At 65.2% G+C, this 25,532-nt stretch carries 29 protein-coding genes; 8 read left to right on the top strand and 21 right to left on the bottom strand.

Annotated elements, in window-relative coordinates; all coding sequences use genetic code 11:
• Positions 1-51: 51 nt before the first annotated feature.
• The 4 genes from GRB80_RS06055 (at position 52) to GRB80_RS06040 (ending at position 2,834) form a co-directional block, all read left to right on the top strand.
• A complete protein-coding gene (locus tag GRB80_RS06055) occupies positions 52-1,365 on the top strand; it encodes an MFS transporter (RefSeq protein WP_161422895.1) in 1,314 nt (437 codons plus the stop codon).
• A 103-nt stretch (positions 1,366-1,468) separates the two neighbouring features.
• Positions 1,469-1,927, top strand: a complete 459-nt coding sequence (locus tag GRB80_RS06050; RefSeq protein WP_237561927.1) for a DUF4870 family protein — start codon at positions 1,469-1,471, stop codon at positions 1,925-1,927.
• A complete protein-coding gene (locus tag GRB80_RS06045) occupies positions 1,924-2,493 on the top strand; it encodes a cytochrome c oxidase subunit 3 family protein (RefSeq protein WP_161422894.1) in 570 nt (189 codons plus the stop codon). Before GRB80_RS06050 ends, GRB80_RS06045 begins: the two co-directional genes overlap by 4 nt.
• A gap of 50 nt (positions 2,494-2,543) precedes the next feature.
• A complete protein-coding gene (locus GRB80_RS06040) occupies positions 2,544-2,834 on the top strand; it encodes a cytochrome C oxidase subunit IV family protein (RefSeq protein ID WP_161422893.1) in 291 nt (96 codons plus the stop codon).
• A gap of 84 nt (positions 2,835-2,918) precedes the next feature.
• Here GRB80_RS06040 and GRB80_RS06035 read toward each other — a convergent pair whose 3' ends face one another.
• The 17 genes from GRB80_RS06035 to GRB80_RS05955 form a co-directional block, all read right to left on the bottom strand.
• The gene (locus GRB80_RS06035; protein ID WP_161422892.1) at positions 2,919-3,137 is read right to left on the bottom strand and encodes a hypothetical protein; all 219 of its coding nucleotides are present in this window, start codon (positions 3,135-3,137) and stop codon (positions 2,919-2,921) included.
• A gap of 38 nt (positions 3,138-3,175) precedes the next feature.
• Positions 3,176-5,119, bottom strand: coding sequence for a nitric oxide reductase activation protein NorD (locus GRB80_RS06030; protein ID WP_161422891.1), 1,944 nt, complete (start codon positions 5,117-5,119; stop codon positions 3,176-3,178).
• Positions 5,120-5,304: 185 nt separating this feature from the next.
• Positions 5,305-6,117: a CbbQ/NirQ/NorQ/GpvN family protein gene (locus GRB80_RS06025; protein ID WP_161422890.1), complete on the bottom strand. Its 813-nt coding sequence runs from the start codon at positions 6,115-6,117 to the stop codon at positions 5,305-5,307.
• Between the two features lie 82 nt (positions 6,118-6,199).
• Positions 6,200-7,555 carry a cbb3-type cytochrome c oxidase subunit I gene (locus GRB80_RS06020; protein ID WP_161422889.1) on the bottom strand — a complete coding sequence of 452 codons (1,356 nt, stop codon included), beginning with the start codon at positions 7,553-7,555 and terminating at the stop codon, positions 6,200-6,202.
• 54 nt (positions 7,556-7,609) lie between these two features.
• On the bottom strand, positions 7,610-8,062 hold the full coding sequence (locus GRB80_RS06015) for a c-type cytochrome (protein ID WP_132041736.1): 453 nt from the start codon (positions 8,060-8,062) through the stop codon (positions 7,610-7,612).
• 191 nt (positions 8,063-8,253) lie between these two features.
• Positions 8,254-8,574, bottom strand: a complete 321-nt coding sequence (locus GRB80_RS06010; RefSeq protein ID WP_132041737.1) for a carboxymuconolactone decarboxylase family protein — start codon at positions 8,572-8,574, stop codon at positions 8,254-8,256.
• Positions 8,575-8,681: 107 nt separating this feature from the next.
• Positions 8,682-9,068 carry a SirB2 family protein gene (locus GRB80_RS06005; RefSeq protein ID WP_161422888.1) on the bottom strand — a complete coding sequence of 129 codons (387 nt, stop codon included), beginning with the start codon at positions 9,066-9,068 and terminating at the stop codon, positions 8,682-8,684.
• A gap of 23 nt (positions 9,069-9,091) precedes the next feature.
• On the bottom strand, positions 9,092-10,303 hold the full coding sequence (locus tag GRB80_RS06000; protein WP_161422887.1) for an NnrS family protein: 1,212 nt from the start codon (positions 10,301-10,303) through the stop codon (positions 9,092-9,094).
• 87 nt (positions 10,304-10,390) lie between these two features.
• Entirely contained in the window at positions 10,391-10,873 is a 483-nt protein-coding gene (locus GRB80_RS05995; RefSeq protein ID WP_161422886.1) for a globin, read from the bottom strand.
• A gap of 98 nt (positions 10,874-10,971) precedes the next feature.
• Positions 10,972-12,579, bottom strand: coding sequence for a nitrite reductase (locus GRB80_RS05990; RefSeq protein WP_161422885.1), 1,608 nt, complete (start codon positions 12,577-12,579; stop codon positions 10,972-10,974).
• Positions 12,579-13,415: a uroporphyrinogen-III C-methyltransferase gene (gene cobA, locus GRB80_RS05985; protein ID WP_161422884.1), complete on the bottom strand. Its 837-nt coding sequence runs from the start codon at positions 13,413-13,415 to the stop codon at positions 12,579-12,581. The genes GRB80_RS05990 and cobA overlap by 1 nt, the downstream gene beginning before the upstream one ends.
• Positions 13,416-13,435: 20 nt before the next feature.
• Entirely contained in the window at positions 13,436-14,668 is a 1,233-nt protein-coding gene (gene nirJ, locus GRB80_RS05980; protein ID WP_161422883.1) for a heme d1 biosynthesis radical SAM protein NirJ, read from the bottom strand.
• Between the two features lie 51 nt (positions 14,669-14,719).
• Positions 14,720-15,304, bottom strand: a complete 585-nt coding sequence (ahbB, locus tag GRB80_RS05975) for a siroheme decarboxylase subunit beta (RefSeq protein WP_161422882.1) — start codon at positions 15,302-15,304, stop codon at positions 14,720-14,722.
• The gene (locus GRB80_RS05970) at positions 15,279-15,737 is read right to left on the bottom strand and encodes an Lrp/AsnC family transcriptional regulator (protein ID WP_202597170.1); all 459 of its coding nucleotides are present in this window, start codon (positions 15,735-15,737) and stop codon (positions 15,279-15,281) included. Before GRB80_RS05970 ends, ahbB (GRB80_RS05975) begins: the two co-directional genes overlap by 26 nt.
• Complete coding sequence (gene ahbB, locus GRB80_RS05965) at positions 15,734-16,276, bottom strand: siroheme decarboxylase subunit beta (protein WP_161422881.1); 543 nt, start codon at positions 16,274-16,276, stop codon at positions 15,734-15,736. The genes GRB80_RS05970 and ahbB (GRB80_RS05965) overlap by 4 nt, the downstream gene beginning before the upstream one ends.
• On the bottom strand, positions 16,273-16,788 hold the full coding sequence (locus GRB80_RS05960; RefSeq protein WP_161422880.1) for an Lrp/AsnC family transcriptional regulator: 516 nt from the start codon (positions 16,786-16,788) through the stop codon (positions 16,273-16,275). The genes ahbB (GRB80_RS05965) and GRB80_RS05960 overlap by 4 nt, the downstream gene beginning before the upstream one ends.
• A 55-nt stretch (positions 16,789-16,843) precedes the next feature.
• The gene (locus GRB80_RS05955) at positions 16,844-18,574 is read right to left on the bottom strand and encodes a nitrite reductase (protein WP_132041745.1); all 1,731 of its coding nucleotides are present in this window, start codon (positions 18,572-18,574) and stop codon (positions 16,844-16,846) included.
• A 343-nt stretch (positions 18,575-18,917) separates the two neighbouring features.
• Here GRB80_RS05955 and GRB80_RS05950 point away from each other — a divergent pair, with 343 nt between their 5' ends.
• Positions 18,918-19,259 carry a c-type cytochrome gene (locus tag GRB80_RS05950; protein WP_161422879.1) on the top strand — a complete coding sequence of 114 codons (342 nt, stop codon included), beginning with the start codon at positions 18,918-18,920 and terminating at the stop codon, positions 19,257-19,259.
• A gap of 7 nt (positions 19,260-19,266) precedes the next feature.
• Positions 19,267-20,475, top strand: a complete 1,209-nt coding sequence (locus GRB80_RS05945) for a cytochrome D1 domain-containing protein (RefSeq protein WP_272922879.1) — start codon at positions 19,267-19,269, stop codon at positions 20,473-20,475.
• Between the two features lie 163 nt (positions 20,476-20,638).
• Here GRB80_RS05945 and GRB80_RS05940 read toward each other — a convergent pair whose 3' ends face one another.
• Both GRB80_RS05940 and GRB80_RS05935 read right to left on the bottom strand, forming a co-directional pair.
• Positions 20,639-21,796, bottom strand: coding sequence for a cytochrome P450 (locus GRB80_RS05940; RefSeq protein WP_161422878.1), 1,158 nt, complete (start codon positions 21,794-21,796; stop codon positions 20,639-20,641).
• 91 nt (positions 21,797-21,887) lie between these two features.
• Complete coding sequence (locus tag GRB80_RS05935; protein WP_132041748.1) at positions 21,888-22,301, bottom strand: MarR family winged helix-turn-helix transcriptional regulator; 414 nt, start codon at positions 22,299-22,301, stop codon at positions 21,888-21,890.
• A 120-nt stretch (positions 22,302-22,421) separates the two neighbouring features.
• On the opposite strand from GRB80_RS05935, the gene GRB80_RS05930 reads away from it, so the two are divergent.
• Together GRB80_RS05930 and hmpA are read left to right on the top strand one after the other, a co-directional pair.
• Positions 22,422-22,988, top strand: a complete 567-nt coding sequence (locus GRB80_RS05930) for a YIP1 family protein (RefSeq protein WP_161422877.1) — start codon at positions 22,422-22,424, stop codon at positions 22,986-22,988.
• A gap of 119 nt (positions 22,989-23,107) precedes the next feature.
• Positions 23,108-24,277 carry an NO-inducible flavohemoprotein gene (gene hmpA / locus GRB80_RS05925; RefSeq protein ID WP_132041750.1) on the top strand — a complete coding sequence of 390 codons (1,170 nt, stop codon included), beginning with the start codon at positions 23,108-23,110 and terminating at the stop codon, positions 24,275-24,277.
• Between the two features lie 100 nt (positions 24,278-24,377).
• Here the strand turns inward: hmpA and GRB80_RS05920 are convergent, their stop codons facing one another.
• Together GRB80_RS05920 and GRB80_RS05915 are read right to left on the bottom strand one after the other, a co-directional pair.
• Positions 24,378-25,085, bottom strand: a complete 708-nt coding sequence (locus GRB80_RS05920; protein ID WP_132041751.1) for a succinate dehydrogenase iron-sulfur subunit — start codon at positions 25,083-25,085, stop codon at positions 24,378-24,380.
• Between the two features lie 26 nt (positions 25,086-25,111).
• Positions 25,112-25,459 carry a hexameric tyrosine-coordinated heme protein gene (locus tag GRB80_RS05915; RefSeq protein WP_202597169.1) on the bottom strand — a complete coding sequence of 116 codons (348 nt, stop codon included), beginning with the start codon at positions 25,457-25,459 and terminating at the stop codon, positions 25,112-25,114.
• Positions 25,460-25,532 lie beyond the last annotated feature (73 nt).

Genomic DNA, 25,532 nt, shown 5'->3' with positions numbered 1-25,532 from the left:
CACTTACCGAACCCGATATCGTCCCTTAACCCGATAGACTCGGAGGGTCCCATGGCCTCTGAACGCTTCAAGCAGACCTCGGTGCTGATCGCCAACACCTTCGCCTTCACCATGTGCTTCATGGTGTGGACCATGTTCGGCGAGATCGGCGTGCCGATCGCCGAAGAGCTCAACCTCAACGGTACCCAGTTCGGTATCCTCACCGCGGTGCCCATCCTGACCGGCGCCCTGTCGCGCCTGCCCCTGGGCTCGCTGACCGACCGCCACGGCGGTCGGCCGGTGTTCTTCATCATCCTGCTCCTGATCGTGCCGGCCATCTGGCTGGTGCAGTTCGCCACCGAGTATTGGCAGCTGCTGGTGCTGGGTGCCTTCGTCGGCCTGGCCGGCGGCTCCTTCTCGGTGGGCATCACCTACACCGCCAAGTGGTTCGAGAAGGATCGCCAGGGCCTGGCCATGGGCATCTTCGGTGCCGGCAACGCCGGTGCCGCGGTCACCAAGTTCATCGCCCCCACCGTGATCGTGGTGCTGGGCTGGCAGGCGGTGCCCAATATCTACGCGGGCATCATGCTGGTCACCGCCGTGCTGTTCTGGTGCTTCACCTACTCCAACCCGGCCCATCGCAGCAGCAGCAGCGTCTCGCTGCGTGACCAGCTCAAGGTGCTCAACGACCCCCGGGTGTGGAAGTACTGTCAGTACTACTCCGTGGTGTTCGGCGGCTATGTCGGTGTCTCCCTGTGGCTGACCCGCTACTACATGGGAGAGTACGGCCTCGGCATTCAGGTCGCTGCCCTGATCGCCACCATCTTCGTGCTGCCCTCGGGGGTAATTCGCGCCTTTGGCGGCTGGCTCTCCGACCGCTTCGGGGCGCATACCGTCACCTGGGCCTGCATGTGGGCCAGCCTGATCGCGCTGTTCATCATGTCCTATCCCGAGACCCAGTACCGCGTGGCCGGCGCCGGTGGCGAAGGGGTGGTGGAGTTCGGCTTCGGCATCCCGGTGTGGCTGTTCACCACGGCGTTGTTCGTGGTGGGCATCGCCTGGGGCATCGGCAAGGCCTCGGTCTTCAAGTACCTCTCCAACGAGTACCACGAGAACCTGGGCCTGGTCTCCGGCATCGTCGGCCTGGCCGGCGGAGTGGGTGGCTTCCTGCTGCCGATCATGTTCGGCGCCCTGGTGGACCTCACCGGCGTGGCCACCACCGTATGGATGCTCTGCTTCGGCGTGACCCTGGTCTCGATCATCTGGATGTGGTGGACCGAGCGTCGTGTTCCGATGCTGACCCGCGACAAGAAGCACCCTGGCCACTCGGCCGCGACCCCGGGTGTCGACGTTCGGTCCATCGAAACCAAGCCGGCCGAGAGTTGATCCAGGCCAAGGCTTTTCGTGCGACCTCGCGCTATAGTAGCATTTTGAATACATCATTAGACCGGCTCGCCAGGGCCGGTCGCCCGTCACGCGAGGACCCGCCATGTCCACCCCTCAGGCCATACCCGCCAACGCTCGCCATATGAACGAAGTCCCTGCCGGCAAGCAGTCCCGGGGGCGCGGCGCCGCCATCATCGTCTACATGCTCTTCCTGGGCAGCGTGCTGGCGGTGGTAACGGCGCCTGTCGGCGTGCTGATCGCCCACGTCAAGCAGCGAAGCGCCGAGCCCTGGGTAAAGAGCCACCTGCAGTTCCAGATTCGCACCTTCTGGCTGGGCGTGCTGGGCGGGGCGTTCTTCACTGCCGCCTGGCAGCTGCTCGGGCTGGTCGGCACGCCGCCCATGGCCCCTTGGGCCCTGGGCTATCTCTACTTCACCGCCTGCCTGATCTGGATGGTCGGCCGCTGTGCCGTGGGCATCGCCCGCCTGACCTCCAACCGCCCGGTGGATAACCCGCGCAGCCTGGCCTTCGGCGTCGCCCGGGTCACCCTGAGCGACGCATGAGGGAGCAGGAGCTACCCAACCCCGGCTGGGGGCCGCTCTCTGCCCTACCCGGCAATCCGCTGATATGGGTGCTGATCCTCAGCGAGTTGCTGGTGTTCATGGCGTTCTTCGCCCTCTACTCCTCCGAACGCGCCGCCCAGGTGGCGCTGTTCGATGCCTCCCAGCAGAAGCTCGACCCGCTGCTGGGAGGGCTCAATACGCTGGTGCTGCTGACCAGCGGGCTCTGTGTGGCATTGGCGGTGGAGGCCACCGCCAGCGAGCGTATCCGGCGTGCCCGCCAGTGGCTCGCCGCCGCCATGGGGCTCGGCGTACTGTTCGGCGTGATCAAGGTGGTCGAGTATTCGAGCAAGTTCGCCATCGGCATCACCCCGGACACCAACACCTTCTTCGGCTTCTACTATGGGCTGACCGCCTTTCATTTCGCCCATGTGCTGTTCGGCCTGGCGCTGCTGGGACTGGTCAGCTGGCGTACCAGCCTGGAGAACGTGGAGACCGCCGCCGCCTTCTGGCATATGGTCGATCTGATCTGGATCCTGCTCTATCCGCTGCTTTATCTCTTGCGCTGAGGGCATTTATTGAGCTGAAGGCTCCCTGCTGCGCTGAAAACGGAGGTCGCATGACACCGCTGCCCGGCACCCGCCGCCTGCTGACCACCTGGGCCGTGCTGATGGGCCTGACGGTGGTGTCGATGGTCTCGGCGCTGCTCGACGCCAGTGACTGGCAGACGCTGCCGCTGTGGTCGGCGGCGCTGGTCATCCTGGCCACCGGCTTCAAGGCCCAGCGCCTGCTGATGGTCTATCTCAACCTGCGCAGGGCCACCCCGGCCTGGAAGGGGGCCTTCGTGGGCCTGGTGATCCTCACCCTGGCGCTGATCGGTGCCGGCTATCTGGTGGGCCGGATGGCCTGAGGCCTGAGCGGCATACGGCAAAGGGCCTGCATCAGCAGGCCCTTTGCATTGTCCGGTAGCGCTCAGGACGACGAAGGCTTCACTTTAGCGTCGCTGAGGGTGCTTCGGCGGTGCACTCGCCCGAGCCCAGCTCTCCAGGGAACGCCCCAGGCGCATCAGGCCGTAGACCAGCAGCGGCGCCAGCAGTATCAGCCCGACACCCCAGTCGCGGTTATTGATCAGCCACACCAGCGGCAGCACCAGCGCCACGGCGACCAGGCTCCAGGCCGCCACGGCGAGGATCGGTCGGGTTCGAGAGGTCATGGGCGCATCTCCTCGGCGATGGTTCGGATGACGGGGGCTCAGGTGGCGATGATCTGGCGATAGATACTCGGCAACGCCAGGGCGAGGTGCTCGGGACGCTGTACGATGGCGTAGCCACCGCGACCGAACAGGTGAGGGATATACTGCCCCGCCTCGCGATCGATGGTCACCCCGAACACCTTCACCTCCTGGCGCCGCGCCTCGAGCACCGCCTTGCGGGTATCCTCGATGCCGTAGCGCCCCTCGTAGTAGTCGTTATCGTTGGGCTTGCCGTCGGTCAGCATCAGCAGCAGGCGATGACGATTGGGGCGCTCGCTCAGCTGCCTGGACAGGTGGCGAATCGCCGGCCCCATGCGGGTGTAGCTGCCCGGCTTCAGCGCCGATATGCGTCGGGTTACCCGCTCCCCCATGGGCTCGTCGAATGACTTTAGCGTATTGACCCACACCTTGTGGCGACGCTGGGAGGTGAAGCTGTGGATCGAATAGTCGTCGCCGCAGCCCGCCAGACCGTGCCCCAGCACCAGCAGGGCCTCCTTGGCCACATCGAGCACGCGGCGATCCTGCAGCCACGCCTCGGTGGAGAGCGACACATCCACCAGGATCGAGACTGCCAGATCCCGAGCCTGGGTGCGGCTGGCCAGATAGAGCCGGTCACTCGCCTCGCCGGTGGCGGCCAGGTCGCAGCGCGAGCGGATCACGGCGTCCATGTCGAGCTCGCTGCCATCCAGCTGACCGCGCAGGATCTCGCGCCGCGGGCGCAGCGCCTCGAATTCGCGCCGCACACGACGGATACGCCGACGGGTCGCTTCATCCGGTTCCCAGTTCTCCCCTTCCTCGCTCTGCACGTCGCTGATCACCAGGCAGTGATCGGGCAGATAGGCCTGCTTGCGATGGTTCCACTCCGGGTAGGGGTGCTTGCCCTTGAGGCGGCCACCGGCGGCCTCCTCGGGCGCCAGATCGAGGTCGAGCTTGAGACGGGACGCGGCCTTCTTGCGATTGGCGCTGAGCACGATCTCGTCCATCTGGTCCGCCGCCTGACGCGCCTCTTCCTCCTCCTCGTCTTCCACATGACGATTGAGGTTCACCATCTCGGCCCAGGAGAGCATCTTCTCCATATTGTTGAGCATCAGTGGATCATCGCGATCGGCCTGCTCCTGCTCGCGGCGATCGGCCTGGCGCTTGCCATGGTCGTCGTCGGCCGAAGCGGCGGCCTCGGGCAGCTCCTCGTCATCCGCACTCTCCTCGCGGACGCCGGCGCTGGTCCCAAGGGTTACCGCCTGGCCCCAGAGCGGCACCGGCAGCGGCGGACGATAGCCGCGGGGGGCACGAAACTCCTCGAGGGGGAGGTCATCCTCGCGGATGGCGCGCTGCATGGCCACCGCCCAGGCGTCCTCGGGGTCGGGCGCCCCTAGCTCGGCACAGAGTGCGGCCTCCAGGGCCCGCTCCATGGCGGGCAGGCGCTTGCGCTGCGGGCGGATAGCGAGCAGCTCGCCACACAGCCGCACATAGCGCTCGGTCAGCCCGGGGAAGCGCGCCAGGGCGGCCCGTGTGGTACGGCGCGCCTCGCGCAGCCGCGCCAGGTCGCCCTGCAGGGGATCCTCGGGAAGGCTCAGCGGCCGTGCCTCGGCCAGGTAGGCGGTCAGCCACAGATAGAGGTCGCGGTTGAGGGCGGCCTCGGGAAACAGCGCCAGGCGCGGTGGCAGCAGCAGATGCTCCTCATCACGGCGGGCCTGGTCGAGGGACTCCTCGTCGAGACCCAGGCGCTGGCGCAGGCTCAGCCGGTGGGCCGAGGCGCGCCGGGCGATGGCGGCCACCTCGATGCCCTGCTCTCCTCCGCCGGCACGAAAGAAGACGCCGAGCATGGGACGCAGGCTCTCGAGGCTGACCGCCGCCTCGGGGTGGTCGGGGTAGCTCGCCGCCCCGGAAGCCCAGCGGTGCCAGTAGCGGCCGACGGTCTCCTCGACCTCAAGAAAGTCCAGCATGATCAGTGCCCCCAGTAGCGCAAAATCGACGATGCCGTGGATGGTGGCTCTGTGCCTCTTCGGGGTCAGACCCCGGCCAGGCCAATAGACCCGTCATGGTGCACCTTTCCAACGGTGATCCCCTCCGCCGGGGTCTGACCCCGAAGGGCCTCCCGGTATCAGCGACTGCAACGAACATATACGGATCAACCGAAGGTGGCCTGGACGGCCTCCATCAGGCCCTCCTGGACGTCGGCATCATCGGTAAGCGGCTCCACCAGGGTGGCGCGGGCGGCGTCGCGGATCGGCATGCCGGCCTGGATCAGGGTCGCGCAGTAGACCAGCAGACGAGTGGAGATGCCCTCCTCCAGGTCCTGGCCCTTCATGGCGCGCAGGCTGGCCGCCAGATTGACCAGTGCCGCACAGCGATCCGGCTCCAGGCCGCTCTCGCGGGCCACGATATCGCGCTCGACCTTGGGCGGGGGGAAGTCGAAGGTCATCGCCACGAAGCGCTGGCGGGTGCTGGGCTTGAGTGACTTGAGGATATGCTGATAACCGGGGTTGTAGGAGACCACCAGCATGAAGTCGTCCGGCGCCTCGAGCAGCTCACCGGTACGCTCCAGCGGCAGCAGTCGGCGGTCGTCGGTGAGCGGGTGCAGCACCACGGTGACATCCTTGCGTGCCTCGACCACCTCGTCGAGGTAGCAGATGCCGCCCTCGCGCACGGCGCGGGTCAGCGGACCGTCGACCCAGCGTGTCTCACCGCCCTGCAACAGGAAGCGTCCGGTAAGGTCGGCGGCGGTAAGGTCGTCGTGACAGGAGACGGTGAACAGCGGCTTGCCCAGTCTGGCCGCCATATGGCTGACGAAGCGGGTCTTGCCACAGCCGGTAGGTCCCTTGAGCAGCAGCGGCAGGCGCTGGGCATAGGCGTGCTCGAACATCGCGCACTCGTTGCCCACGCTGTCGTAGTAGGGAATCTCCCGGTCGGCGTGTGACGCCGCCACGGTGGAGAGGGTCATGGCGTAACTCCATCAAAAAACAATCTTCGAAAACAATCTTCGAAAACAATCGAAGAGGGCCCCTTGCAGGGCCCTCGTTAGATCAGGCGCGACCCGGGCCCGCGGTCAACTGGGTGCCGCCTGCGGGGACCTGTTCCCGGACAGGGCCGAAGAAGGCGTAGAGCAGCAGGCAGGCACCAATGGCCACGGCGATGCCGGCGCCCAGCCGCATGCCATAGAACAGCACCAGCTGGTCCTGCACCTCCATGAAGTTCATGCCAAGCACACGCTGCAGGTGGGTCTGGACGACGCCTGCAAAGGTCAGCGTGAAGGTCATGAAGGCCATGGCGCCGGTCATGATCCAGAAGCCCCACATGTTGATCACCTGGTTGTAGGGCTGAACGCGGCGCAGCTGGGGCATGGCGAAGCTGATGATGCCCAGCAGCAGCATCACATAGGCACCGTAGAAGGCCAGGTGGCCGTGGGCCGCGGTGACCTGGGTGCCGTGGCTGTAGTAATTGACCCAGTGCAGGGTGTGCATGAAGCCCCATACCCCGGCGCCGAAGAAGGCCATGGTCGGGCAGCCTAGGGCCCACAGCATGGCGGCCTTGTTGGGGTGGTTGCGGCTGCCCTTCCAGAACATGGTGAAGGCAAACACCACCATGGCGAAGAAGGGGAGCACCTCCAGGGTGGAGAAGATGCTGCCGATGGGCTGCCAGTAGCTCGGCGCACCAATCCAGTAGTAGTGATGACCGGTGCCCAGCAGTCCGGAGAACAGCGCCAGGCCGACGATGACGTAGAGCCACTTCTCGATCACCTCGCGGTCGACACCGGTCATCTTGATCAACAGGTAGCCCAGCAGGGAGGCCATGATCAGTTCCCAGACGCCCTCGACCCAGAGGTGCACCACCCACCACCAGTAGAGCTTGTCCACGGCGAGGTTGCTGGGGTTGTAGAAGGCGAACAGCCAGAATACCGCGGCCAGCCACAGGCCCAGCATCAGCACCATGTTGATTGCGGTGCGGCGCCCCTTGGCGAGCGTCATGCTGGTGTTGAACAGAAACATCAGGAAGGAGATGGTGATCAGCACCTTTACCCAGAACGGCTGCTCGAGAAACTCGCGCCCCTCGTGGATTCCGAACTGGTAGCCGACCAGCGCCGCGGCACCGGCGAAGGCGAAGATCGCCAGCTGGATATAGGCGATGGTGGGACTATGGATCTCGCGCTCCGCCTCTTCCGGCATCAGGTAGTAGGTTGAGCCCATGAAGCCAAGCAGTAGCCACACGATCAGCAGGTTGGTATGGCTAACCCGCATGATATTGAAGGGCATGGCCTCGGCCATGAAGTTAGGCCAGACATAGACGGCGGCGGCCAGCAGCCCGAAGACGATCTGCAGGGCAAAGAGCGCCATGGCCACCATGAAGAATGGCAGTGCCACCTTCTGGGTTTCATATTTCATCGGTGTCGTTCTCCTTGATTCATCCGCGTTGCGGCGGTCCGGTGGTCCGGCGACTCAGCCCGCCGGGGTCGGTGGCCAGTCCTGGTCGTCGATGCTGTCGGTCCACTCGAGGAAGTCGATCAGTGCGTTCATCTCCTCGTCGCTGAAATCGTAGGCCGGCATCTGGCGGCGGCCCTGAGCGCCCAGGGGCTGAGCACGAATCCACGCAGCCAGGCCGGCACGCGCCGCTTCGGGGTTCTGGTGGCCGCCATAGCGCTCCCAGACATTGCCCAGCTCCGGCGCGAAGTAGGCGCCCTCGCCCATGATGCTGTGGCAGTTGATGCACATGTTCTTTTCCCAGATGTGCTTGCCCTGCACGACCGACTCGGTGAGCCCCTCCTTGTCGGTGGACTTGTTGACCATGTACCAGTGGCTGTGCGCCGTCAGGGCGGCAAACAGCAGAAAGAAGAACAGCGACCCGCCATAGAAGATATTGCGGGCCGCCGACTTGGTGAGACCGTCGGCCATGAACCTTTCCCCCTTGCTCGTCTGGCAGGCGCGTCGCTGATCTGCGATTTGCGCCTGGCAATTTATTAACATGCATTATCGATGCATGTTAAGCCTAGCAGAAGAGAGGGCTATCAGGCTTTGATGTCGGTCAATTAGTGCAGAAAGGTACGGGCAACAGAGGGTGAAAACATGTCGCCCGAGGGTGGCGTTCAGCGCTCGTCAGTGATGTCCTCGATCCACGTCAGGGCAGCGACGCCACGTGGCAGTCCCAGGGTGGGGATCGACAGCATGGCCACCTGCTTGAGGGCTTCGCTGGTCTCGCCCTCTTCCAGGGCGCGTCGGGCATGGGAGTGCACGGCACCCTCAGAGCGAGCGCCCACGGCCAGGGCCAGCTTTACCAACCGACGCGTACGGGCATCCAGCGGACCGCTCTCGGCGCAGGCCTTGCCCAGCTCGGCGTAGGCGTCCCACACCTCGGGATACTGCTCGGCCACCTGGCCGGCACCGGAAGGAAGATCCTGTTTCGACATGCCATGTTCCTTGCTGCGGATGAGTGTTACATCAGTATAGGCCACATCAGTACAGGCCAATCAACCGACCTTAGGTCGCGCTAGGCGGATGATATGCGACTCTCGAGTCAGGCTAGCCAGGAGAGCGCGCTATGCTGGATGGCCGCTCCCAGCATGTAGACAAAGACCAGAATGGCGGCCACGGCGGCCATGCCACGCGTCGCCGGGCTCCGCCCACGCTTGATCGCCACCATTCCCAGGCCGATATAGGCCAGCAGGGCGATCAGCTTGGCGGCGAGCCAGGGGTGCTGATGCGGCCACAGGGAGAGCATCACCATCAGCACCACGCCCAGCGTCAACAGTAGAGTATCGATGATATGGGGGGCGATCCTGACCCAGCGCGCCTGCAGCACCGGCGCTTCACGCACCGACCAGACGGCACGCAGCATAAAGAAGAGAATGCTCAGGGTAGCGGCGGTGATATGCAGATGCTTGATCACCAGGTAGTACTCCATCTCGAGGGGCTCCTTGTCTCGGGCTAACCATCCTTGCCATCGGCACGCGGCGACAGCAGCGGGCCCGTATAGTGGAACAGGAAGACCCCGTAGGCCAGGCACCAGAAGATGATCCCCAGGTTATAGGTCCAGTGGGTAATCTGGGGGAACAGCACCAGCACCGGCAAACGCAGCAGTGCGGCGGCCACCATCAGTCCCAGGGCCACGCCGATGCCGGGCAGCGTACGGATGGGGCGCGCGGTATGGCCCAACGAGACGCGTGCCATCATCGAGAGCATCATGGTGCCCATGCCACCGATGGTCAGGGCATGCAGCGCGGCATCGGCGCGGCTGCCGACGAGCAGCGCCAGGGCCCACATGGCAAGCCCCAGTGGAATGCAGGCGTAGCTCAGATGCAGCCCCCACAACAGCGGCTCACGCCAGCTGTGCAGGCCACCCCAGCGCGACATGCGCACGGCATTGGCCAGTGCCGCGAGCCCCATCAGCCCCGCCAGCCATGTCGATGGCAGTGCTACGCCCAGGGCAACCAGCAGCTGGCTCACCACCACCGCCATCACGCTGCCCAGGCTCAGGGTCTCGAGGGCCGGAATCGGTGGCTTGCGCGTCAGGCCCAGTCGATTGGCGGTGAACATGGCGATCACCCGACCGCCCACCACCACCATCAACAGCGTGATCAGCAATACCGCCAGGTGTGCGGCGGGGCGGATCAGCTCCGCCTTGCCGCTCAACACGCCCAGGTGCATCAGCAGGTTGGCCAGGGTCAGAAGCCCCAGAGCCGGCAGGAAGATCAGGTTTCGCCAGCGCCGGGCGCGAATCACCAGGCTCGCCATCACCGCCGCCACCAGCGGCAGGAAGGCGAGATCGATCGTCGCCACCAGCCAGCCCGGCAGCGCCATGGGAAAGGCCATCAGCACTCGCGCCAGCAACCAGAGCCCAACCAGGCCTAGCAGCGGGCCACCCTTAAGACTGGGCAAACCGGTCCAGTTCTGCACCGCGGTGAGCAGAAAGCCCGCCACCACGGCGACGGCGAAGCCGAACAGCATCTCGTGCTGGTGCCAGAACATCAGCCCCCCCTGAGGGCGCAGCAGGATATCGCCGTGCCAGAAGGCGAGCCACACCACCAGGGAGAGGATGCTGAACAGCGCGGCGAGCAGGAAGAAGGGCCGAAAGGCCAGACGCGCCACGGGTAGAAGCGTCGGCGAAATGGCGGTCTGGCTGGTGCGGGAGGAGGACATGTCAGGATACCCCGTCAGGAGGCTTGGATGGGATCATTGTGCGCCGATGGGTGCACGACTTCCATGACAGGCATCAAGAATGATTCTTTATATCGCCCCCTGGGACGGGTCCTGATAAGGGACAGCTCCCGACGGGATGTCATGAGCGACGGGCACGTCGCGATCGTAGTGAAACTTCATGTAGACGATGCCCGGGCTCATCACCAGACGCCAGGCCAGCTCAACCTCGGGGCAACAGTGCGGATCATGCCGCCGCACGCTCTCCACCATGGCATCCAGCCAGAGATCGTAAAGCCCCGGGCGAATGTCGAGATGGCGACGATTGTGGCTGATCGCCACCTTGTTCAGGTAGTAGTCGGCGTGACTGGACGCATAGAAGGCCAGCAGGTGGTAGAACGACTTCTTGAGCATCGCCCGCTGACGCACCATATCGGTATGACGGAACTTCTCCGCTACCTCAGGCGAGGCGGCGACAAAGCGTGCGTAGAAGGTTTCGAAGAAGCCCTGCCCGCCAACCTCATGCTCGAGAACCCGGCCGTAGCTGGCGTCGAAGATAGTGTCGATTTCCAAGGCTGCCTCCCCGGGCATCGCCGGTCGCATCTGGCTCTGCTTCCTTGAAGCCTAGCGCTGATCCGGCCCGCCGGCTCGCGCCGATTGTTTCGCAAGAGCTAGTGGCTGGTGCCCTCCTCATAGCGTGTCTTGTTCCACACGTTGTACTTTCCCGAGGGCTTGCTCATGGGTATGCGCTTCTCCTCCTCGAGACTCTCGGCGTCATAGACGATCACCGCGCCGTCATCTTCCCACAGGCTAAGCAGCAGCTTCTCGCCGTAGCGATCGAACTCCACGTGGGCGGCGGTCTTGCCCGGTTCGGGAATCAGGGTCTCGACGATCTCGAGGCTCGCCTTGTCGATGACATGCACCCGGTCGCGGTTGGGCCCGAAGAAGACATCCGCCCAGACATAGGGCGAGTTGGCATGGCTGCGCATGAAGAAGCCGGGGCCGTCGGTCTCCAGGGTCTTGATCACCTCCCAGGTGGTCATGTCGATGATCGACACCGCTGCCCGGGTCAGATGAGGAGTGGCCATCACCCGGCGCCCCTCATGCTCCCAGGTGATGCCCGAGCCGAGATGGGGCATCCCCTCCAGGGGCAGGTCAGCGACCTTCTCACCGCTGTCCAGGTTGATCACCATGCCACCCTGGCCGTCGCTCTCCCCACCCCGGGAGGCGCCGATGACGTGGGCATACTCCAGATCGAAGAAGAAGTCGTCCAGGTAGTCCGGCACCGGGATGCGGCGCACCCGGAAGTTGGCGGTATCGTGGGCGCGCTGCGGTGCCAGCGGGGTCGCCATATGGCCGGTGGAGACCACCGGTTCGGTGGGCAGCGGCCAGGGAATCTCCCAGACCTCCTCGATATCCTTGAGGGCGGCGATAAAGCTGCCCCGTGGCGGGGCGGCATAGACGGCGCTGACCCGTGAGCTCTCGCCATCCTCGCCCAGCACCGGGTAGACCTTCATCAGGTCCAGGTTGTGGGCATCGAAGAGCACCAGGCTGTGGGGTAGATAGTTGGCGGCCATCACGTACCGGCCATCACCGGAGACGGCGATATTGCGCATATTGATGCCGGCACGCACCTCGGCCACCACCTCCATGTTGTAGATATCGTACTTGGTGATCCAGCCGTCCCGGGAGCCGAAGAAGACATGGCGCCCATCGGGGGTGTACTTGGGCCCACCGTGCAGGGCATAGCGGGTCTCGAAGCGGTGGAGCGGCTCGAAGGTATCGCCGTCGAGCAGGGTGGCATGATGATCGCCGGTCTCCACCACGATAAAGAGGTTGAGCGGGTCGGCATCGAAGCGCGGCTCGTCCGGCAGGCTGCCATCACGGTGATGCACCACCTGGCTGGTCAGGATCTCGTCGCGTCCCCAGGACGGCTGCACACCGGGCTCACGGTAGATCCACTCGGCCAGGCGAGTGATCTGATCCTCCTCCAGCTGAGCCGCGAAGCCCGGCATCTGGCTGGCGGCACGGCCGTCACGGATGACCGCCTCGGCCGCCGCCGGCTTGAGCCGCGAAAGATTGCCTGGCAACAGCGCCGGGCCGACTCCCCCCAGGCGCTCTTCACCGTGACACGAAGCGCAGTGGGTCTGGTAGAGCGCCCCGGCCTGGGGCTTGAGATCGAGCTCGTCCTCGGCCGAGGCAGCCGCCGGGGGCAAGAACAGCGCCGCCACCAACAGGGGCAGGAGCCGCGAGATCACGGCACTTCGTGTATCGGTCATCACAGGGCAACCCGCTCCAGGACGGCACCCTCGATAAAGGCCGCCTGCTCCGGTACCGGCTGAAAGAGGGTGTCGGCCAGACGTACCACCTCTCCGACCACGATCAGGGTGGGTGGCTTCAGCCCCTCACTCTCGATGGTCTCGACCAGCTCCCCCAGACAGGTGATCACCCGGCGCTGCTCCGGGGTGGTACCGCGCTCCACCAGGGCCACGGGATGCGAGGCCGGCAGGCCATGGCGCTGCAGTTCGCCGCGGATCAGCTCGGCATTGGCTAGCCCCATGTAGAACACCGTGGTCTGGTTCGGGGCGGCCAGCGAGGCCCAGTTCAGGGCCAGGTCGCCGTCGCCCTTGCAGTGACCGGTAACGAAGGTGACGCTCTGGGCATGGTCGCGGTGGGTCAGCGGGAAGCCGCCGTAGGCGGCGCACCCCTGGGCAGAGGTGATGCCCGGCACCACGCGAAAGCCAACGCCGTGCTCGATCAGCACCTCGGCCTCCTCGCCGCCGCGGCCGAATATATAGGGGTCGCCACCCTTGAGGCGCACCACCCGCCTGCCCTCGTGGGAAAGGCGCACCAGCAGGGCATTGGTCTCGTCCTGGGTCAGGGCATGGCAGCGCGAGGCCTTGCCCACATAGAAGCGCCGAGCCCTGGGGCTCGCCAGCGCCAGTACCTCGCGGGAGACGAGCCGATCGTAGACCAGACAGTCGGCCTGCTCGATCAGCGACAGCGCCCGCAGGGTCAGCAGGCCCGGGTCACCGGGGCCGGCGCCGATGATGGCCACTTCGCCGGACGCCAGCGGCGCCTCGGCCAGATCGTAGGAAACGCGGTGTGACGGCATGGCGATACTCCTCGCAAGCCTCAGGTGATCTCGACGGCCTGGATGGCCTGATAGGGGGTAGCGAGATGGGGCGCCGCCACCCGGCGCTCGTCCTCCTCGGCAACACCGATCTCGGCATTGGTCAGATAGCAGCCGGGATCCTCCTCCCAGGGGTCACCGGTGACCTTCCAGGCGCGCACCCGTGTATTGCCGTTGCAGATCGACAGATAGTGGCACTCGGCACAGCGCCCCTTGAGCGGTCGCGGGCGCTGGCGGAAGCCGACCATCAGCGGGTCCTGGGTATCGCGCCAGATCGCGAAGAAGGGGCGCTCCCGGACACTACCCAGGTCGTGGTCCCACCAGAAGGTATCGGGGTGCACATGCCCCAGGTTATCGATATTGGCGATATTCTCGCCGGAGGCGTTGCCTCCCCAGTTGAGCAGCCGCTGCTCCAGGGCCGCGGCCTGGTCGGGGAAGTGTTCCCGGGCCCACATCAGCAGGAAGGGGCCATCGGCATCGTTATTGCCGGTGACATACTCGCGCTCGACGCCGCGCTCGAGTTCATCGCGGCAGTGGTCGAACAGTCGGGTCATGGCGTCGCGGGTCATGCGATACCAGGCGTCCTGCTTGCTGTGGCGCCGGCCACGCCCGCCATAGTTGAGGTGCGAGAGGTAGAACTTGTCGACATCGTGCTCGTCGAGCAGCGCCAGGATATCGCCGAGCTGCTCGTAGTTCTCGCGGGTCAGGGTAAAGCGCAGACCGACCTTGATACCCCGCGCCTTGCACAGCCTGACCGCATGCATGGATTCGCGGAAGGCGCCCTGGCGCTGGCGGATGACGTCGTGAGTCGCCTCCAGCCCGTCGATGCTGATGCCCACGTAGTCGTAGCCCACCTCGGCAATGGTGTCGATATTCTCCTCGGTGATCAGGGTGCCGTTGGTGGAGAGCCCGGTGTAGATTCCCAGCTCCCGGGAGCGACGCGACAGCTCGAAGATGTCGGGGCGCATCAGCGGCTCACCGCCGGAGAGGATCAGCGCCGGCACCCGGAAGGCGCTCAGGTCGTCGAGCACCGCATGGGCCTCGGCGGTGGAGAGCTCACCGGCGAAGTCGATATCCGCCGAGGTGGTATAGCAGTGCTTGCAGGTCAGGTTGCAGCGACGAATCAGGTTCCAGATCACCACCGGGCCGGGCGGCTTGCGCGCCGGTCCTCTCGTTTCATGACCCGGGGAACCCGGTTCCATCAGGCTCTTGATATAGCGGGTGACGCGGAACATGGCGTTCTCCTGCTGAGAAATGCTGTGCCGGGTCGCCGTGACAGGCGCGACTCAGCTTCGACGACCGGCGTTCGTGGCGGCATCGTTCGGCCGCTTGCCGGCCAGGCGCAACCCGGTCTTCTTGAGGATGCGCGAGCTGTAGAGGATGCGGTGGTCGCGGCAGGCATCACCCAGGCGCCTGCGCAGCACCTCTGCCTGGCGCTCGACCTCCTCCCGGCTGCGACCATGCAGCATGGCGAATAGATTGTAGGGCCAGTGCGGCAGGTGCCGCGGGCGGCGGTAGCAGTGGCTGACACCCTCGATGGCGGCCACCTCGCGGCCCAGACGCTCGATCTGCATATCGTCGACGTCCCACACCGTCATGCCGTTGGCCACATAGCCGAGCCGGTAGTGATTGGGCACCGCCGCGACCCGGCGGATCACCCCGTTCGCCTGCATGGCCTGCATGCGCTCGAGCACCTCCGCACCGCTGATGCCTACCTCGCGGCCCACCGCCCCCCAGGGGTCGGGAACCAGTGGCAGGCCGGCCTGGGTCGCCAGCACGATGGCTCGATCGACGGCATCGAGCCCCCGGGCATCGCACCGCTGGGCATCATCGACGATGGGCGTGCTAGACGGACAGGTGGAGACGGACATGGAACTCCTCCTCCTTGGGCATGTTGAAGACCGGCAGACCGGTGGCCGCCTCGATCTCGGCCACGGTCTCGGCGATGCGTGCCGGGGTCTCGGTGGCGAGTACGAACCACATGTTGAGCGCATGCTCACGACGATAGTTATGGGCCACCTCGGGGAAGGCATTGACCCTCCCGGCGACCTCGTCATAGTCCGCCTCGGGTACCGCGAGCGCGGCCAGGGTCAGACCGCCTCCCAGCCGTTCGGCGTGGTACATGGGGCCGAAGCGACTCAGCACCCCACCATCGCGCAGCCGCTCCAGACGATACAGCAGCTCTCCCTCGCCGATGCCCAGCTGCGTGGCAACGACCGCATAGGGGCGTGCCACCAGCGGCAGGCCATCCTGCAGGTGATTGATCAGACGTCGGTCGACGGCATCCAGATCCTCGAGGGTCATGACGCCTCCTCGCGCACATAGCGGCCGCCGCACTGGCGATAGGCATGGGTGCTGAACAGCGCCCGATGCTCCAGCGCCTCCAGCCCCTGGCGCTGGACGATGGCATCGAGCTCGCTCAGCACCCGCTGGCGGTGGGTACCATGAATCATGCTGAACAGATTGTAGGGCCAGTCTGGCAGGCGGCGCGGGCGGCGATAGCAGAGCGTTACCGCCATCTCGCGAGCCAGACGGCGCCCCACCTCGGCGACGCGTTCGTCGGGCACATCCCAGACCACCATGGCATTGGCCTGGATGCCAAGCCGGCGATGCTTCACCACCAGTCCCAGGCGCTTGATCATGCCATCGGCCTGCCAGCGGCGTACGCAGGCCATTACCTGCCCCTCGGCCATCCCAGCCTGCTCCGCCAGGGTTCGCCAGGGGCGCGACGTGATCGGCAGCCCCTGTTCAAGCAGGCCGCGCAGGCGGCGTTCGGCTTCGCTCGAGGGTGTGGAGAGGGTAGCGCCGGTGGCGGCGAGGCTCAGGTCGTCGGTCGTCTTCATGCGCGCTCCAGCTCGGCCCAGGGAATGGGGAAGGAGAGATCGATGTGGTACCCCTCCAGCATCGGCAGACGCAGGATCGGCACCCCCAGGCGCCTCTCCAGGTCATCGAGACGCGCCTCGAGCTCGGGCTCGTCCGGTGCGGTCATCACGAACCAGAGGTTGTAGCCGTGTTCACGAGCCGGCTCTTCACGAGCATAGTTGTGATTGACGCCGGGAGCGGCGTTGATGAGCTCTGCGAAGGCATCGCGTTCGGCCTCGGGCACGGCCACCGCGGCGAGCAGGCTGGCGCCGGCTCGGGCGTGGTCGAACACTGGCCCCACTCGGCTCAGCACCCCCATGGCCTGAAGGCGCTCGAGTCGTGCGAGAACCTCCTCCTCACTGCTGCCCAGGCGCTCGGCGATGGTGTGGAAGGGGCGGGTACAGACCGGCAGGCCACGCTGGTAGCTGTCGATCAGGCGACGGTCCAGCGCATCGAGGTCTTCGGCTTTAATAGACGGGGCTTGGCAATGCATCGGCACAGCTCACTTGCGGCGGGTGGCGGCGGGCAGGGCCCGCCGCCGATCCCGATCAGTAGATATCTTTCTGAGTGTTGATCACGTTGAACTTGCCGGTCGGGGTGACCAGACGTTCATCCTTGATCACGTGCTTCAACTCGCGGGTCTTGTCATCGACGACCACGATCGCGGAGGTATCGTCCATGGTGTTCCACACCGAGAACCACACCTCGTCACCGGCCTGGTTGTACTCGGGCTGCACCACGCGCTTGGGTCCCTCGCCGACATCGGCCCACTCGGCGATCGGCAGGACCTCGAAGCCCGCCTCCAGGTCATTGATGTCGTAGACCGCCACACTCTGGCTGATGGCCTCATTGGGGTTGAGGGCGGTGTCGACGTAGAGGTTATCGGACTCCGGGTGGGTCTTGATGAACAGCGAGCCGCCGCCCTGCCCTTCCAGGGTGCGCACTACCTGCCAGGCGCTGTCCGGATGCCCTTCCGGGTCGGTGCCGATCAGCTGGATGGTGGCATCGCCCAGGTGGCTGGTACCCCACACCGGACCATGCTCAGGGTCCTCGAAGTTGGCGCCACGGCCCGGGTGCGGGATCTTGCCCACGTCGACGATGGCCTCGAGCTCACGCTCCTGAGCATCGATGACCACGATCTGGTTGGACTCGTTGGCCGCCGTCAGGAAGTAGCGACCCGAGGCGTCCCAGCCACCATCGTGCAGGAAGCGCGAGGTATCGATCTCGACGGTGGAGAGCGCATCCAGGTTCTCGTAGTTGACCAGGCGGACCTTGCCGGTCTCCTTGATGTTGACGATGAACTCCGGGTGCTGGTGGGAGGCCACGATAGCCGCCACCCGGGGCTCCGGATGATACTCCTGCTCACCCACAGTCATCCCCCGGGTCGCCACGATCTTCTTGGGCTCCAGGGTCTCACCATCCATGATCACGTACTGTGGCGGCCAGTAGGCCCCGGCGATGGCCAGGTCATCCTCGTAGCCCTCGAACTTGGAGGTCTCGACGGAGCGGGCCTCCATGCCGATCTTGATGGTGGCGACGATGCTCGGGTCTTCCATCCACAGATCGATCATGTCGATCTTGGCGTCGCGACCGATAACGAACAGGTAGCGACCGGAGGCGGACATGCGCGAGATATGCACCGCATAGCCGGTGTCGAGAACCTTGACGATCTCCTTGGACTCGCCGTCGATCAGAGCGATCTGACCGGCGTCACGCAGGGTGACCGAGAACAGATTCTCGATATCCAGGTCGTTCATCTGTTCGGTCGGACGGTCCTCAGGGGCGACCAGCACCTCCCAGGTCTCCTTCATGTCGGCCATGCCGAATTCGGGAGGCTGCGGCGGCTCATGCATGATGTACTTGGCCATCAACTCCACTTCACTCTCGGTCAGATCGCCCGAGGTCCCCCAGTTGGGCATGCCGGCCGGAGAGCCGTAGTGGATGAAGGCCTTGAGATACTCCAGGCCGCGCTCCTGGGTGATCTCGGTGGTCAACGGCTTGCCGGTGGCCCCCTTGCGAAGCACGCCATGGCAACCGGCGCAGCGCTGGAAGTAGATCTCCTTGGCCTGCTCGAACTCCGCATCGGTCAGATCCGGCGCCCCGGGGGTGCGCACCACCCTGGCCGAGCCTGGATCCACCGCGGACTCGGTGCCCTGATAGGCCGCCTGAGTCTCGTCGAGCTCCTTCTTGTCATCCTGGGCGTAAGCCGCGGTGATGCCCAGTGCGACGGTAGTGACCGCCACCGCCAGTGGCTTGAGATACCAGTCTTTCTTCATCATCGATCCACCTCTGTCATGATCCTTGAATGCGCTGTCGCCAGGACATGGACGTGTCGTTATTGTCATTCGACGGATGGCCAGCCGGTATCAATGGGCCGATGACCTTCCTGGGAAGAGAGTGGCTCAATAACGCGTATACTTCATGCTTCTTAACGGCTCACCGTCCTCTTTTAGGAAAGACCTTGACGTATATCAAAGCACGTGAGGGCTACCCCCAAAGGGAAATTGAGCCGCTCGGATTTTGCTGATATGCCTTGGGGCAGGAGGCTTTGGTTGACGCCAGTCAATGCGCACCGACGCCCGGGCAGAGACACTCGTGTCAGTCCTCATATCAGGAGTCGCCATGTCGCCGCATCCTTTTCTTCGCCTGACGCTGCTGGCCGTGGCCTGTGCGCTACCACTTGTCGGACATGCCGAGCCATCGCTCACCGTCGAGCGCGAGGCCGAGCTCGAGACACTGCTCTATCAGGATTGCGGCTCCTGCCACGGCATGACCCTGCGCGGTGGACTGGGACCGGCGCTGCCCGCGTCACGCATGAACGCCTATAGCCGCGAGGGCCTGGCCGCGCTGATCCTCCACGGCGTGAAGGGCACCGCCATGCCCGGCTGGGCCGATCTGCTGACCGAGCAGGAGGCCTTGTGGATCGCCGATCACCTGCAGAATGACAACCCCCTGGATGAGTGACCCCTTCATGCCCACGATGCCCCCATCACTTCGCAAGCCCCTCGCCGCCCTCTCACTGCTTGCCCTGCTGGCCGGCTGTCAGACCACGCCCACCGCCGAGCTACGCGGCACCGGTGATCTCGGTGTGGTCGTGGAGCGCGCGACAGGCAGCCTGGCGGTGGTCGACACCAGCGAGCGACGCATCCTCGAGCGCGTGGAGGGGCTCGGGGATCTCTCCCACGCCTCGGTGAAGTTCTCCCGCGATGCCCGCCATGCCTTCGTGTTCGGGCGTGACGGTGGGCTGAGTCGCGTCGATCTGCTGACCGGCGAGATCACCCACCGGGTGATCCAGTCCGGCAACAGCATCGGCGGCGCCGTCTCCCAGGATGGCTCACTGGTGGCGGTCGCCAACTACGAGCCGGGTGGCGTGAAGATCTTCGATAGCGAGAGCCTGAAGGAGGTCGCCGATATCCCGGCGACCTGGGTCGATGACAGCGGTGAACAGCAGCGCTCCAAGGTGGTGGGCCTGGTGGATGCCCCCGGCAATCGCTTCGTCTATAGCCTGTTCGAGGCCGGGGAGATTCATCTGGTCGACATGCATGGCGACACCCCCGAGGTGACGCGCTTCACCGATATCGGCAAGCAGCCCTACGACGCCCTGATCGGCCCCAGTGGCCGCTACTACATCGCCGGGCTATTCGGCGAGGATGGCCTGGCGCTGCTCGATCTGTGGCACCCGGAGCAGGGTGTTCGCCGCATCCTGCCCGACTACGGCCGCGGCGAGGAGCGCCTGCCGGTCTACAAGATGCCCCACCTGGAGGGCTGGACCCTGGCCGGCGACGAGGCGTGGCTGCCGGCGGTGGGCCGCCACGAGGTACTGGTCGCCGACGGCGACGACTGGACACTGGTCGATCGTATTCCGGTCCACGGTCAGCCGATCTTCGTGATGCGTCGCCCCGACGAGCGCCAGGTCTGGGTCAACTTCGCCCATCCCGACAACGACGTGGTACAGGTCATCGACACCGAGAGCCGCGAGGTAGTCGCCACCCTGGCGCCCGGCGAAGCGGTGCTGCATATGGAGTTCACCCCCAAGGGGGAGCACGCCTGGGTCTCGGCCCGCGACAGCGACCGGGTGGTGGTCTACGACACCCATACACTGGAGGAGGTCGCCAGGCTCGACAGCGAGTCGCCCAGCGGTATCTTCTTTACCGACCGGGCGCACCGTATTGGGCTCTGAAGAGAGTAGCGAGAAGGGACTGTTCCCGGCAGTGGTGCCGATGCTGGCAAAGAGCATAAACACTGACCCGATGGCTCGGCCGGGGGCAGCCCCTGATGGTAAGTGAAAGAGGGAAGGCGCCTGGTCGGCGCCTTCCCTCATTATGGCATGGGCAAAATGACCCTCAGCGACGCACGTGCAGGGGCACCTTGGAGTAGCCGCCGGCAGGATAGAGGGCACGCATCGCAGGGCGACCCGGCAGCGGGGCGATATCGACCGTGGCGTCGAGCAAGGCGTCCATGAAGTCCTCGAGTTCCATGCGCGCCAGCGGCGCTCCGGGACAAACATGGATTCCCGCCCCGTAGAGCAGATTGTCTGCGGGGTCACGATCAAGGCGGACCTCGTCGGGAGCCTCGAATACCGTCTCGTCGCGATTGGCCGAGCCCCACAGGATCGTCAGGCGTTCGCCGGCCTCGAGGCGGCGGCCGCCGATCTCCACCGCACGGGTGGCGATGCGGCGATTGGACATCAGCGGCGCGTCGAGGCGCAGGATCTCGTCGATGGCCGCCGGTAGCAGTCTCCGATCGGCACGCAACCGCCCCTGCAGCTCGGGGTCGGCGGCCAGGTAGCGCATCAGGATACCGATGCTCGCCGAGATGGTGCCGAGCTCTCCCACCGTCCAGTTGCGCAGGATGCTGACGATCTCCTCGTCGGTCAGCGCACGGCCTTCGACGGTCTCGTTCATGATGCGAGTGGTGACGTCATCCGGGGCATCATCGCCGGCCGCGCGTCGACTGGCCAGCTGCTCGCGGATCACGCCGTCGAACTCCAGCGCCAGCTCCCCCAACGCCTCGCGATCCTGGGCCAGGGTAGCGGCCTGCTGACGCTTCACCCAGGTCCGCAGCGGCTCGTGAAGCGTGGTCGGCCAGCCCATGAAGGCACACTGGATCTCCAGGGCGAAGTCCTGCCCCATCTCGGCCATCGCCTCCACCTCTCCGTCGGCGGGAAGCCGGGCCACCACCTCCTCGGCGATGGCACGGCACTGCGGGGCAAACTCGGCCATGGCCTCGGGCCCGAAGTAGGGCTCGATGATGCGCCGGAAGTGCGTGTGTTCGGGCGGATCCATGGCATTGGGCACCGAGAGGTGACGGCTGGCCGCATTGCTGAAGGTCTCGTGATCCTCGAGAACGCGCCTCACGTCTGCATGGCGAAACAAGGACCACTGCAGGTAGTCACTGAAGGCCACCGGGCAGCGGCCGCGCATCTTGTCATAGGCGGCAATCTGGTCGTTGAGGACATCCTCGGCGCGCGGGTCCCAGTCCTGCTGGCGTGTATCGCTCATGTCATCTCCTCGAATCGGGTGAGAAACGCAGCAAGGAGACCAGAAGACGGCCCGATGCGCATTGATTCAGGTCAGCCGGCCCCTTCGCCACTCAGGGCAGCTCGGGCCAGCCGGGAAGGTGGAACTCCTCATGCAGGTGACGCAGTTCCGGCTGATGCAGCTCGGCAATTCGCCGAGCCAGTTCGGCGCCACGGTCCAGCAGGTGCACCTCGATACGCCGGCGGTCGCCACGACTCGCGCGGCGCTCCACCAGGCCCAGCTGCTCGCAACGGTCGACCAGCGCCACCGTACCGTGGTGCTTGGCCTGGAGCCGCTCTGCCAGCTCGCCGATGGACGCCCACTCCCGCCTCTCGAACCCCAACAGATGAAGCAGCAGCTGGTATTGCAGCGGCGTCAGGCCGTGCTCGCGGCAGATATCCTCGCTCTGGCGCAGAAAGCAGCGCAGCTGGTAGCGAAAGTGAGAAAGACGCTGAAAGTCCTGCTTGGTCAGGGCGTCATCGCTCATAAGGGGCATCCAGCATGGGCATGGTCAATGTCTCAGCCGCTTGACAGCAACAGGGTTGCTGCCTAAGTGTTAATCAATAATATCATATAATGATATTTTTCCACCGCCGAGGATACCGCAATGAACCCGCTGACCGTGATTCGACTGCCCTTTACCCGCCAGGCAGGCTGGAAGACGCTGCAGGGTCGCAAGCCGTCGATTCCTGCCCTGGGCTGGTGCCTGGTGCTGCCCATGTCGCTGCTGCCACCGGTGTTGCTCTACTACGCCGGTACCCACTATGGGGATGACTTCGTCATGGGCTTTGCCGACAGGGAGTGGCGCTTTATCACCACCATCCTGTTTCTGGCCGAGCTGCTGACCTTCTTCGTGATGGGCTGGCTCATCCACGCCGTCGTCAATGGCACCCGCGAACTCTCGATCGACTATCACGATGCCTACCTGCTGGCGGCCCTTGCACCACTGCCGCTGTGGTCATCGGCGATCGTGCTGCTGATTCCCAGCCTGCTGCTCAATGCCCTGGCGGTGCTGGTGGCCCTGGGCATCTCCTGCAGCCTCGTCTATCACGGGCTTCAGGCACTGTGCGAGCGCCGCGATAACGATATCAACACCATGTCGGCCACCTACACCATCATGGCCGCCGGTGTACTGGCCTGGGGCCTGCTGATGGCCATCGTCTGGGCCTACTGAGCCAGGAGCGTTTGAGCCAGGAGCCTTGCTGCGGCGCAATGTCGCGGGGTGGTGTCGAGGGGAAGAAAGATGTATTTTGCACGCATCTTAAAAACATCCCCCACGACGGAGCCCCCTCGATGCTGACCCAGGAGCAGGAACACCTGATCGCCGCCACCGCCCCGGTGGTCGCCGAACACCTCGACGCCATCACCCAACGCTTCTACCCGCTGCTGTTCCAGCGCTACCCACAAGTGAAGCCGCTGTTCAACCAGGCTCATCAGGCCGATGGCGGCCAGCCACGGGCCCTGGCCGCCGCCGTGCTCGCCTATGTGCAGCTGCGCCATGATCGTGAAAAGGTACGCGCGACCCTGGCCACCGTCGTCGGCAAGCACGTCTCCCTGGATATCCGACCCGAGCACTACCCCCTGGTCGGCGAATGCCTGATGGCCGCCATCGGCGAGGTGCTGGGCGACGCCGTGACGCCGGAGGTCGCGGCCGCCTGGCAGGGCGTCTACGAGGAGCTGGCCGGCCTGCTTATCGAGCTGGAGGAGTACCGCTATCGCGAATTCGAGCAGTGCCCCGGCGGCTGGCGCGGGCCTCGTGAGTTCCGCATCGCCGCCGTTCGCCAGGAGAGTGCGGTGATCCGCTCCTTCGTGCTCGAGCCGGTGGACGCTGGCCCCGTCGCCGACCATGTGCCAGGCCAGTACATCGGCGTACGCCTGACCCTCGACGGTGAGCCGGTCTATCGACACTACAGCCTGTCGGCCCTGCCCAACGGCCAGAGCTACCGGATCTCGGTCAAGCGCGAGCCAAAGGGCCGAGCCAGCCGCCATCTGCATGACGTCATGGGGGTGGGTGATACCCTGGCGCTGCTGCCACCGGCCGGTGACCTGACCCTGGCCGAGGGTGACGAGCCTCTTCTTCTGGCCAGCGGCGGGGTCGGCCAGACTCCACTGCTGCCCATGGCGCACCAGGCACTGGCCAAGGGTCGCCAGGTGGTTTATCTGCACGCCGCCCTGGACGCCGAGCACCACGCCTTCCGTGACGAGGTCGCAGCCCTGGCCGCGGAGCACCCCGAGCGACTACACGCCATCAGCATCCACGAGTCGGGCAGTGCCGCCGACCATAGCGGGCGAATCGATCGTGACCTGCTGGCAAGCTACCTGCCGAAAGGCGGCCGCTGCTACTTCGTCGGCCCCCAGGGCTTCATGACCGCCGTGGACAGGGCGCTGGCCGAGCTGGGAGTGCCCGATGAGCGCCGCCATTACGAGCACTTCGGCCCCTCGCAGCCCCTCGGCGCCGCCTGAAGCCGCTCACACCTGTATACACATAACAGCGACGCCCCGTTCTGGCCGGGGTGTCGTCGCAGGCACGCTGTTCAAGCACTGTGTGGTAGCAGGCCAGCCATCAACTGCCACGGGTCATCAGCATCGCCTTGATATGACCGATGGCGCGCATCGGATTGAGTCCCTTGGGACACACCCAGGTGCAATTGGCGATCTGTCGGCAGCGAAACACGCTGAAGGGATCGTCGAGTTCGGCCAGGCGCTCCTCGGTGGCGGTATCACGGCTGTCGATCAGGAAGCGATAGGCCTGAATCAGGCCAGCCGGGCCGATATACTTGTCCGGATTCCACCACCAGGAGGGACAGGCCGAACTGCAGCAGGCACACAGGATGCATTCATAGAGGCCATCTAGCTTCTCGCGCTCTTCGGGGCTCTGCAGGCGCTCCCGGGCGGTCGGCGGCGTATCGTTGATCAGCCAGGGGCGGATCTTCTCGAACTGGCGGAAGAACAGTGTCTGGTCGACGACCAGGTCACGAATCACCGGCATTCCGGGAAGCGGACGCAGGATCAGGGTATCCCCCCTGCCCAGCACCTCCTCCACCGACGTGATGCAGGCCAGGCCATTCTTGCCGTTGATGTTCATGCCATCGGAGCCGCACACCCCCTCCCGACAGGAGCGCCGATAGGTCAGGGTAGCGTCCTGCTGCTTCAGCTCCTCGAGCACGTCGAGCACCATGGTCTTGCGGAAGCGCTCATCCACCTCGCGAGTTTCCATTCTCGGCAGCGCATCCTGCTCCGGGTGATAGCGATAGAGACGCACACTAAGCATGGTCGCTCTCCCCTGGCGGGACGTATTTACTCCCGCCAGTAATCGTTGGCCGCGGCAACGGTCTGGAAGTGGGTGGCGATGACGTGGGAGACCGCGATCAGGCTATCCGCCTCCTCGGCATACTCCGGTCGCTCGGCCTTGCGCACCTCGGCATCCGGCTGGGTAGTCGCCACCCCTTTCTGGGAGAGCGTTATCGCCAGGGCAAAGCCCTCCTGAGGCGTCTCGGTGATCAGGCTCGGCAGCCAGGTGTCGCCGCCCGACATCGTCTCGTGACTGTCCGCGGCGGCAGTGCCGCCCACCACCAGCAGTGTCGCCAGCAACAGGCCAGCGGCGGAATGGATTCCTGAGCGTCGTGCGTGATGGAAAAGAAGCATGTTGGTCTCCTGTTTGTCCACCGGTGCTGGCGCGTTTGCCAGGCAAAGGTGCTATGCAAATACACCTTTAAAG

Origin of the sequence: Halomonas icarae, from assembly GCF_009901955.1 — a bacterium.
GTDB classification, from domain to species: domain Bacteria; phylum Pseudomonadota; class Gammaproteobacteria; order Pseudomonadales; family Halomonadaceae; genus Halomonas; species Halomonas icarae.
The sequence above is the reverse complement of the archived record's forward strand: the minus strand, read 5'-3'. Positions and strand labels throughout refer to the sequence as shown.

What these genes read in the sequence shown, in the direction of transcription:
- GRB80_RS05955 (WP_132041745.1), bottom strand. Translation starts at nt 18,574, where the DNA reads ATGATGAAGAAAGACTGGTATCTCAAGCCACTGGCGGTGGCGGTCACT.
- GRB80_RS06050 (WP_237561927.1), top strand. Translation starts at nt 1,469, where the DNA reads ATGTCCACCCCTCAGGCCATACCCGCCAACGCTCGCCATATGAACGAA.
- GRB80_RS05935 (WP_132041748.1), bottom strand. Translation starts at nt 22,301, where the DNA reads ATGAGCGATGACGCCCTGACCAAGCAGGACTTTCAGCGTCTTTCTCAC.
- GRB80_RS06005 (WP_161422888.1), bottom strand. Translation starts at nt 9,068, where the DNA reads ATGGAGTACTACCTGGTGATCAAGCATCTGCATATCACCGCCGCTACC.
- GRB80_RS06010 (WP_132041737.1), bottom strand. Translation starts at nt 8,574, where the DNA reads ATGTCGAAACAGGATCTTCCTTCCGGTGCCGGCCAGGTGGCCGAGCAG.
- ahbB (WP_161422882.1), bottom strand. Translation starts at nt 15,304, where the DNA reads ATGTCCGTCTCCACCTGTCCGTCTAGCACGCCCATCGTCGATGATGCC.
- hmpA (WP_132041750.1), top strand. Translation starts at nt 23,108, where the DNA reads ATGCTGACCCAGGAGCAGGAACACCTGATCGCCGCCACCGCCCCGGTG.
- nirJ (WP_161422883.1), bottom strand. Translation starts at nt 14,668, where the DNA reads ATGTTCCGCGTCACCCGCTATATCAAGAGCCTGATGGAACCGGGTTCC.
- GRB80_RS05960 (WP_161422880.1), bottom strand. Translation starts at nt 16,788, where the DNA reads ATGCATTGCCAAGCCCCGTCTATTAAAGCCGAAGACCTCGATGCGCTG.
- GRB80_RS06020 (WP_161422889.1), bottom strand. Translation starts at nt 7,555, where the DNA reads ATGAAATATGAAACCCAGAAGGTGGCACTGCCATTCTTCATGGTGGCC.
- cobA (WP_161422884.1), bottom strand. Translation starts at nt 13,415, where the DNA reads ATGCCGTCACACCGCGTTTCCTACGATCTGGCCGAGGCGCCGCTGGCG.
- GRB80_RS05920 (WP_132041751.1), bottom strand. Translation starts at nt 25,085, where the DNA reads ATGCTTAGTGTGCGTCTCTATCGCTATCACCCGGAGCAGGATGCGCTG.
- GRB80_RS06030 (WP_161422891.1), bottom strand. Translation starts at nt 5,119, where the DNA reads ATGCTGGACTTTCTTGAGGTCGAGGAGACCGTCGGCCGCTACTGGCAC.
- GRB80_RS05945 (WP_272922879.1), top strand. Translation starts at nt 19,267, where the DNA reads ATGCCCACGATGCCCCCATCACTTCGCAAGCCCCTCGCCGCCCTCTCA.
- GRB80_RS05950 (WP_161422879.1), top strand. Translation starts at nt 18,918, where the DNA reads ATGTCGCCGCATCCTTTTCTTCGCCTGACGCTGCTGGCCGTGGCCTGT.
- GRB80_RS05930 (WP_161422877.1), top strand. Translation starts at nt 22,422, where the DNA reads ATGAACCCGCTGACCGTGATTCGACTGCCCTTTACCCGCCAGGCAGGC.
- GRB80_RS05970 (WP_202597170.1), bottom strand. Translation starts at nt 15,737, where the DNA reads ATGACCCTCGAGGATCTGGATGCCGTCGACCGACGTCTGATCAATCAC.
- GRB80_RS06025 (WP_161422890.1), bottom strand. Translation starts at nt 6,117, where the DNA reads ATGACCCTCTCCACCGTGGCGGCGTCACACGCCGACCGGGAGATTCCC.
- GRB80_RS06040 (WP_161422893.1), top strand. Translation starts at nt 2,544, where the DNA reads ATGACACCGCTGCCCGGCACCCGCCGCCTGCTGACCACCTGGGCCGTG.
- GRB80_RS06035 (WP_161422892.1), bottom strand. Translation starts at nt 3,137, where the DNA reads ATGACCTCTCGAACCCGACCGATCCTCGCCGTGGCGGCCTGGAGCCTG.
- GRB80_RS06055 (WP_161422895.1), top strand. Translation starts at nt 52, where the DNA reads ATGGCCTCTGAACGCTTCAAGCAGACCTCGGTGCTGATCGCCAACACC.
- GRB80_RS05990 (WP_161422885.1), bottom strand. Translation starts at nt 12,579, where the DNA reads ATGACCGATACACGAAGTGCCGTGATCTCGCGGCTCCTGCCCCTGTTG.
- GRB80_RS06045 (WP_161422894.1), top strand. Translation starts at nt 1,924, where the DNA reads ATGAGGGAGCAGGAGCTACCCAACCCCGGCTGGGGGCCGCTCTCTGCC.
- GRB80_RS05915 (WP_202597169.1), bottom strand. Translation starts at nt 25,459, where the DNA reads ATGCTTCTTTTCCATCACGCACGACGCTCAGGAATCCATTCCGCCGCT.
- GRB80_RS06015 (WP_132041736.1), bottom strand. Translation starts at nt 8,062, where the DNA reads ATGGCCGACGGTCTCACCAAGTCGGCGGCCCGCAATATCTTCTATGGC.
- GRB80_RS05940 (WP_161422878.1), bottom strand. Translation starts at nt 21,796, where the DNA reads ATGAGCGATACACGCCAGCAGGACTGGGACCCGCGCGCCGAGGATGTC.
- ahbB (WP_161422881.1), bottom strand. Translation starts at nt 16,276, where the DNA reads ATGAAGACGACCGACGACCTGAGCCTCGCCGCCACCGGCGCTACCCTC.
- GRB80_RS06000 (WP_161422887.1), bottom strand. Translation starts at nt 10,303, where the DNA reads ATGTCCTCCTCCCGCACCAGCCAGACCGCCATTTCGCCGACGCTTCTA.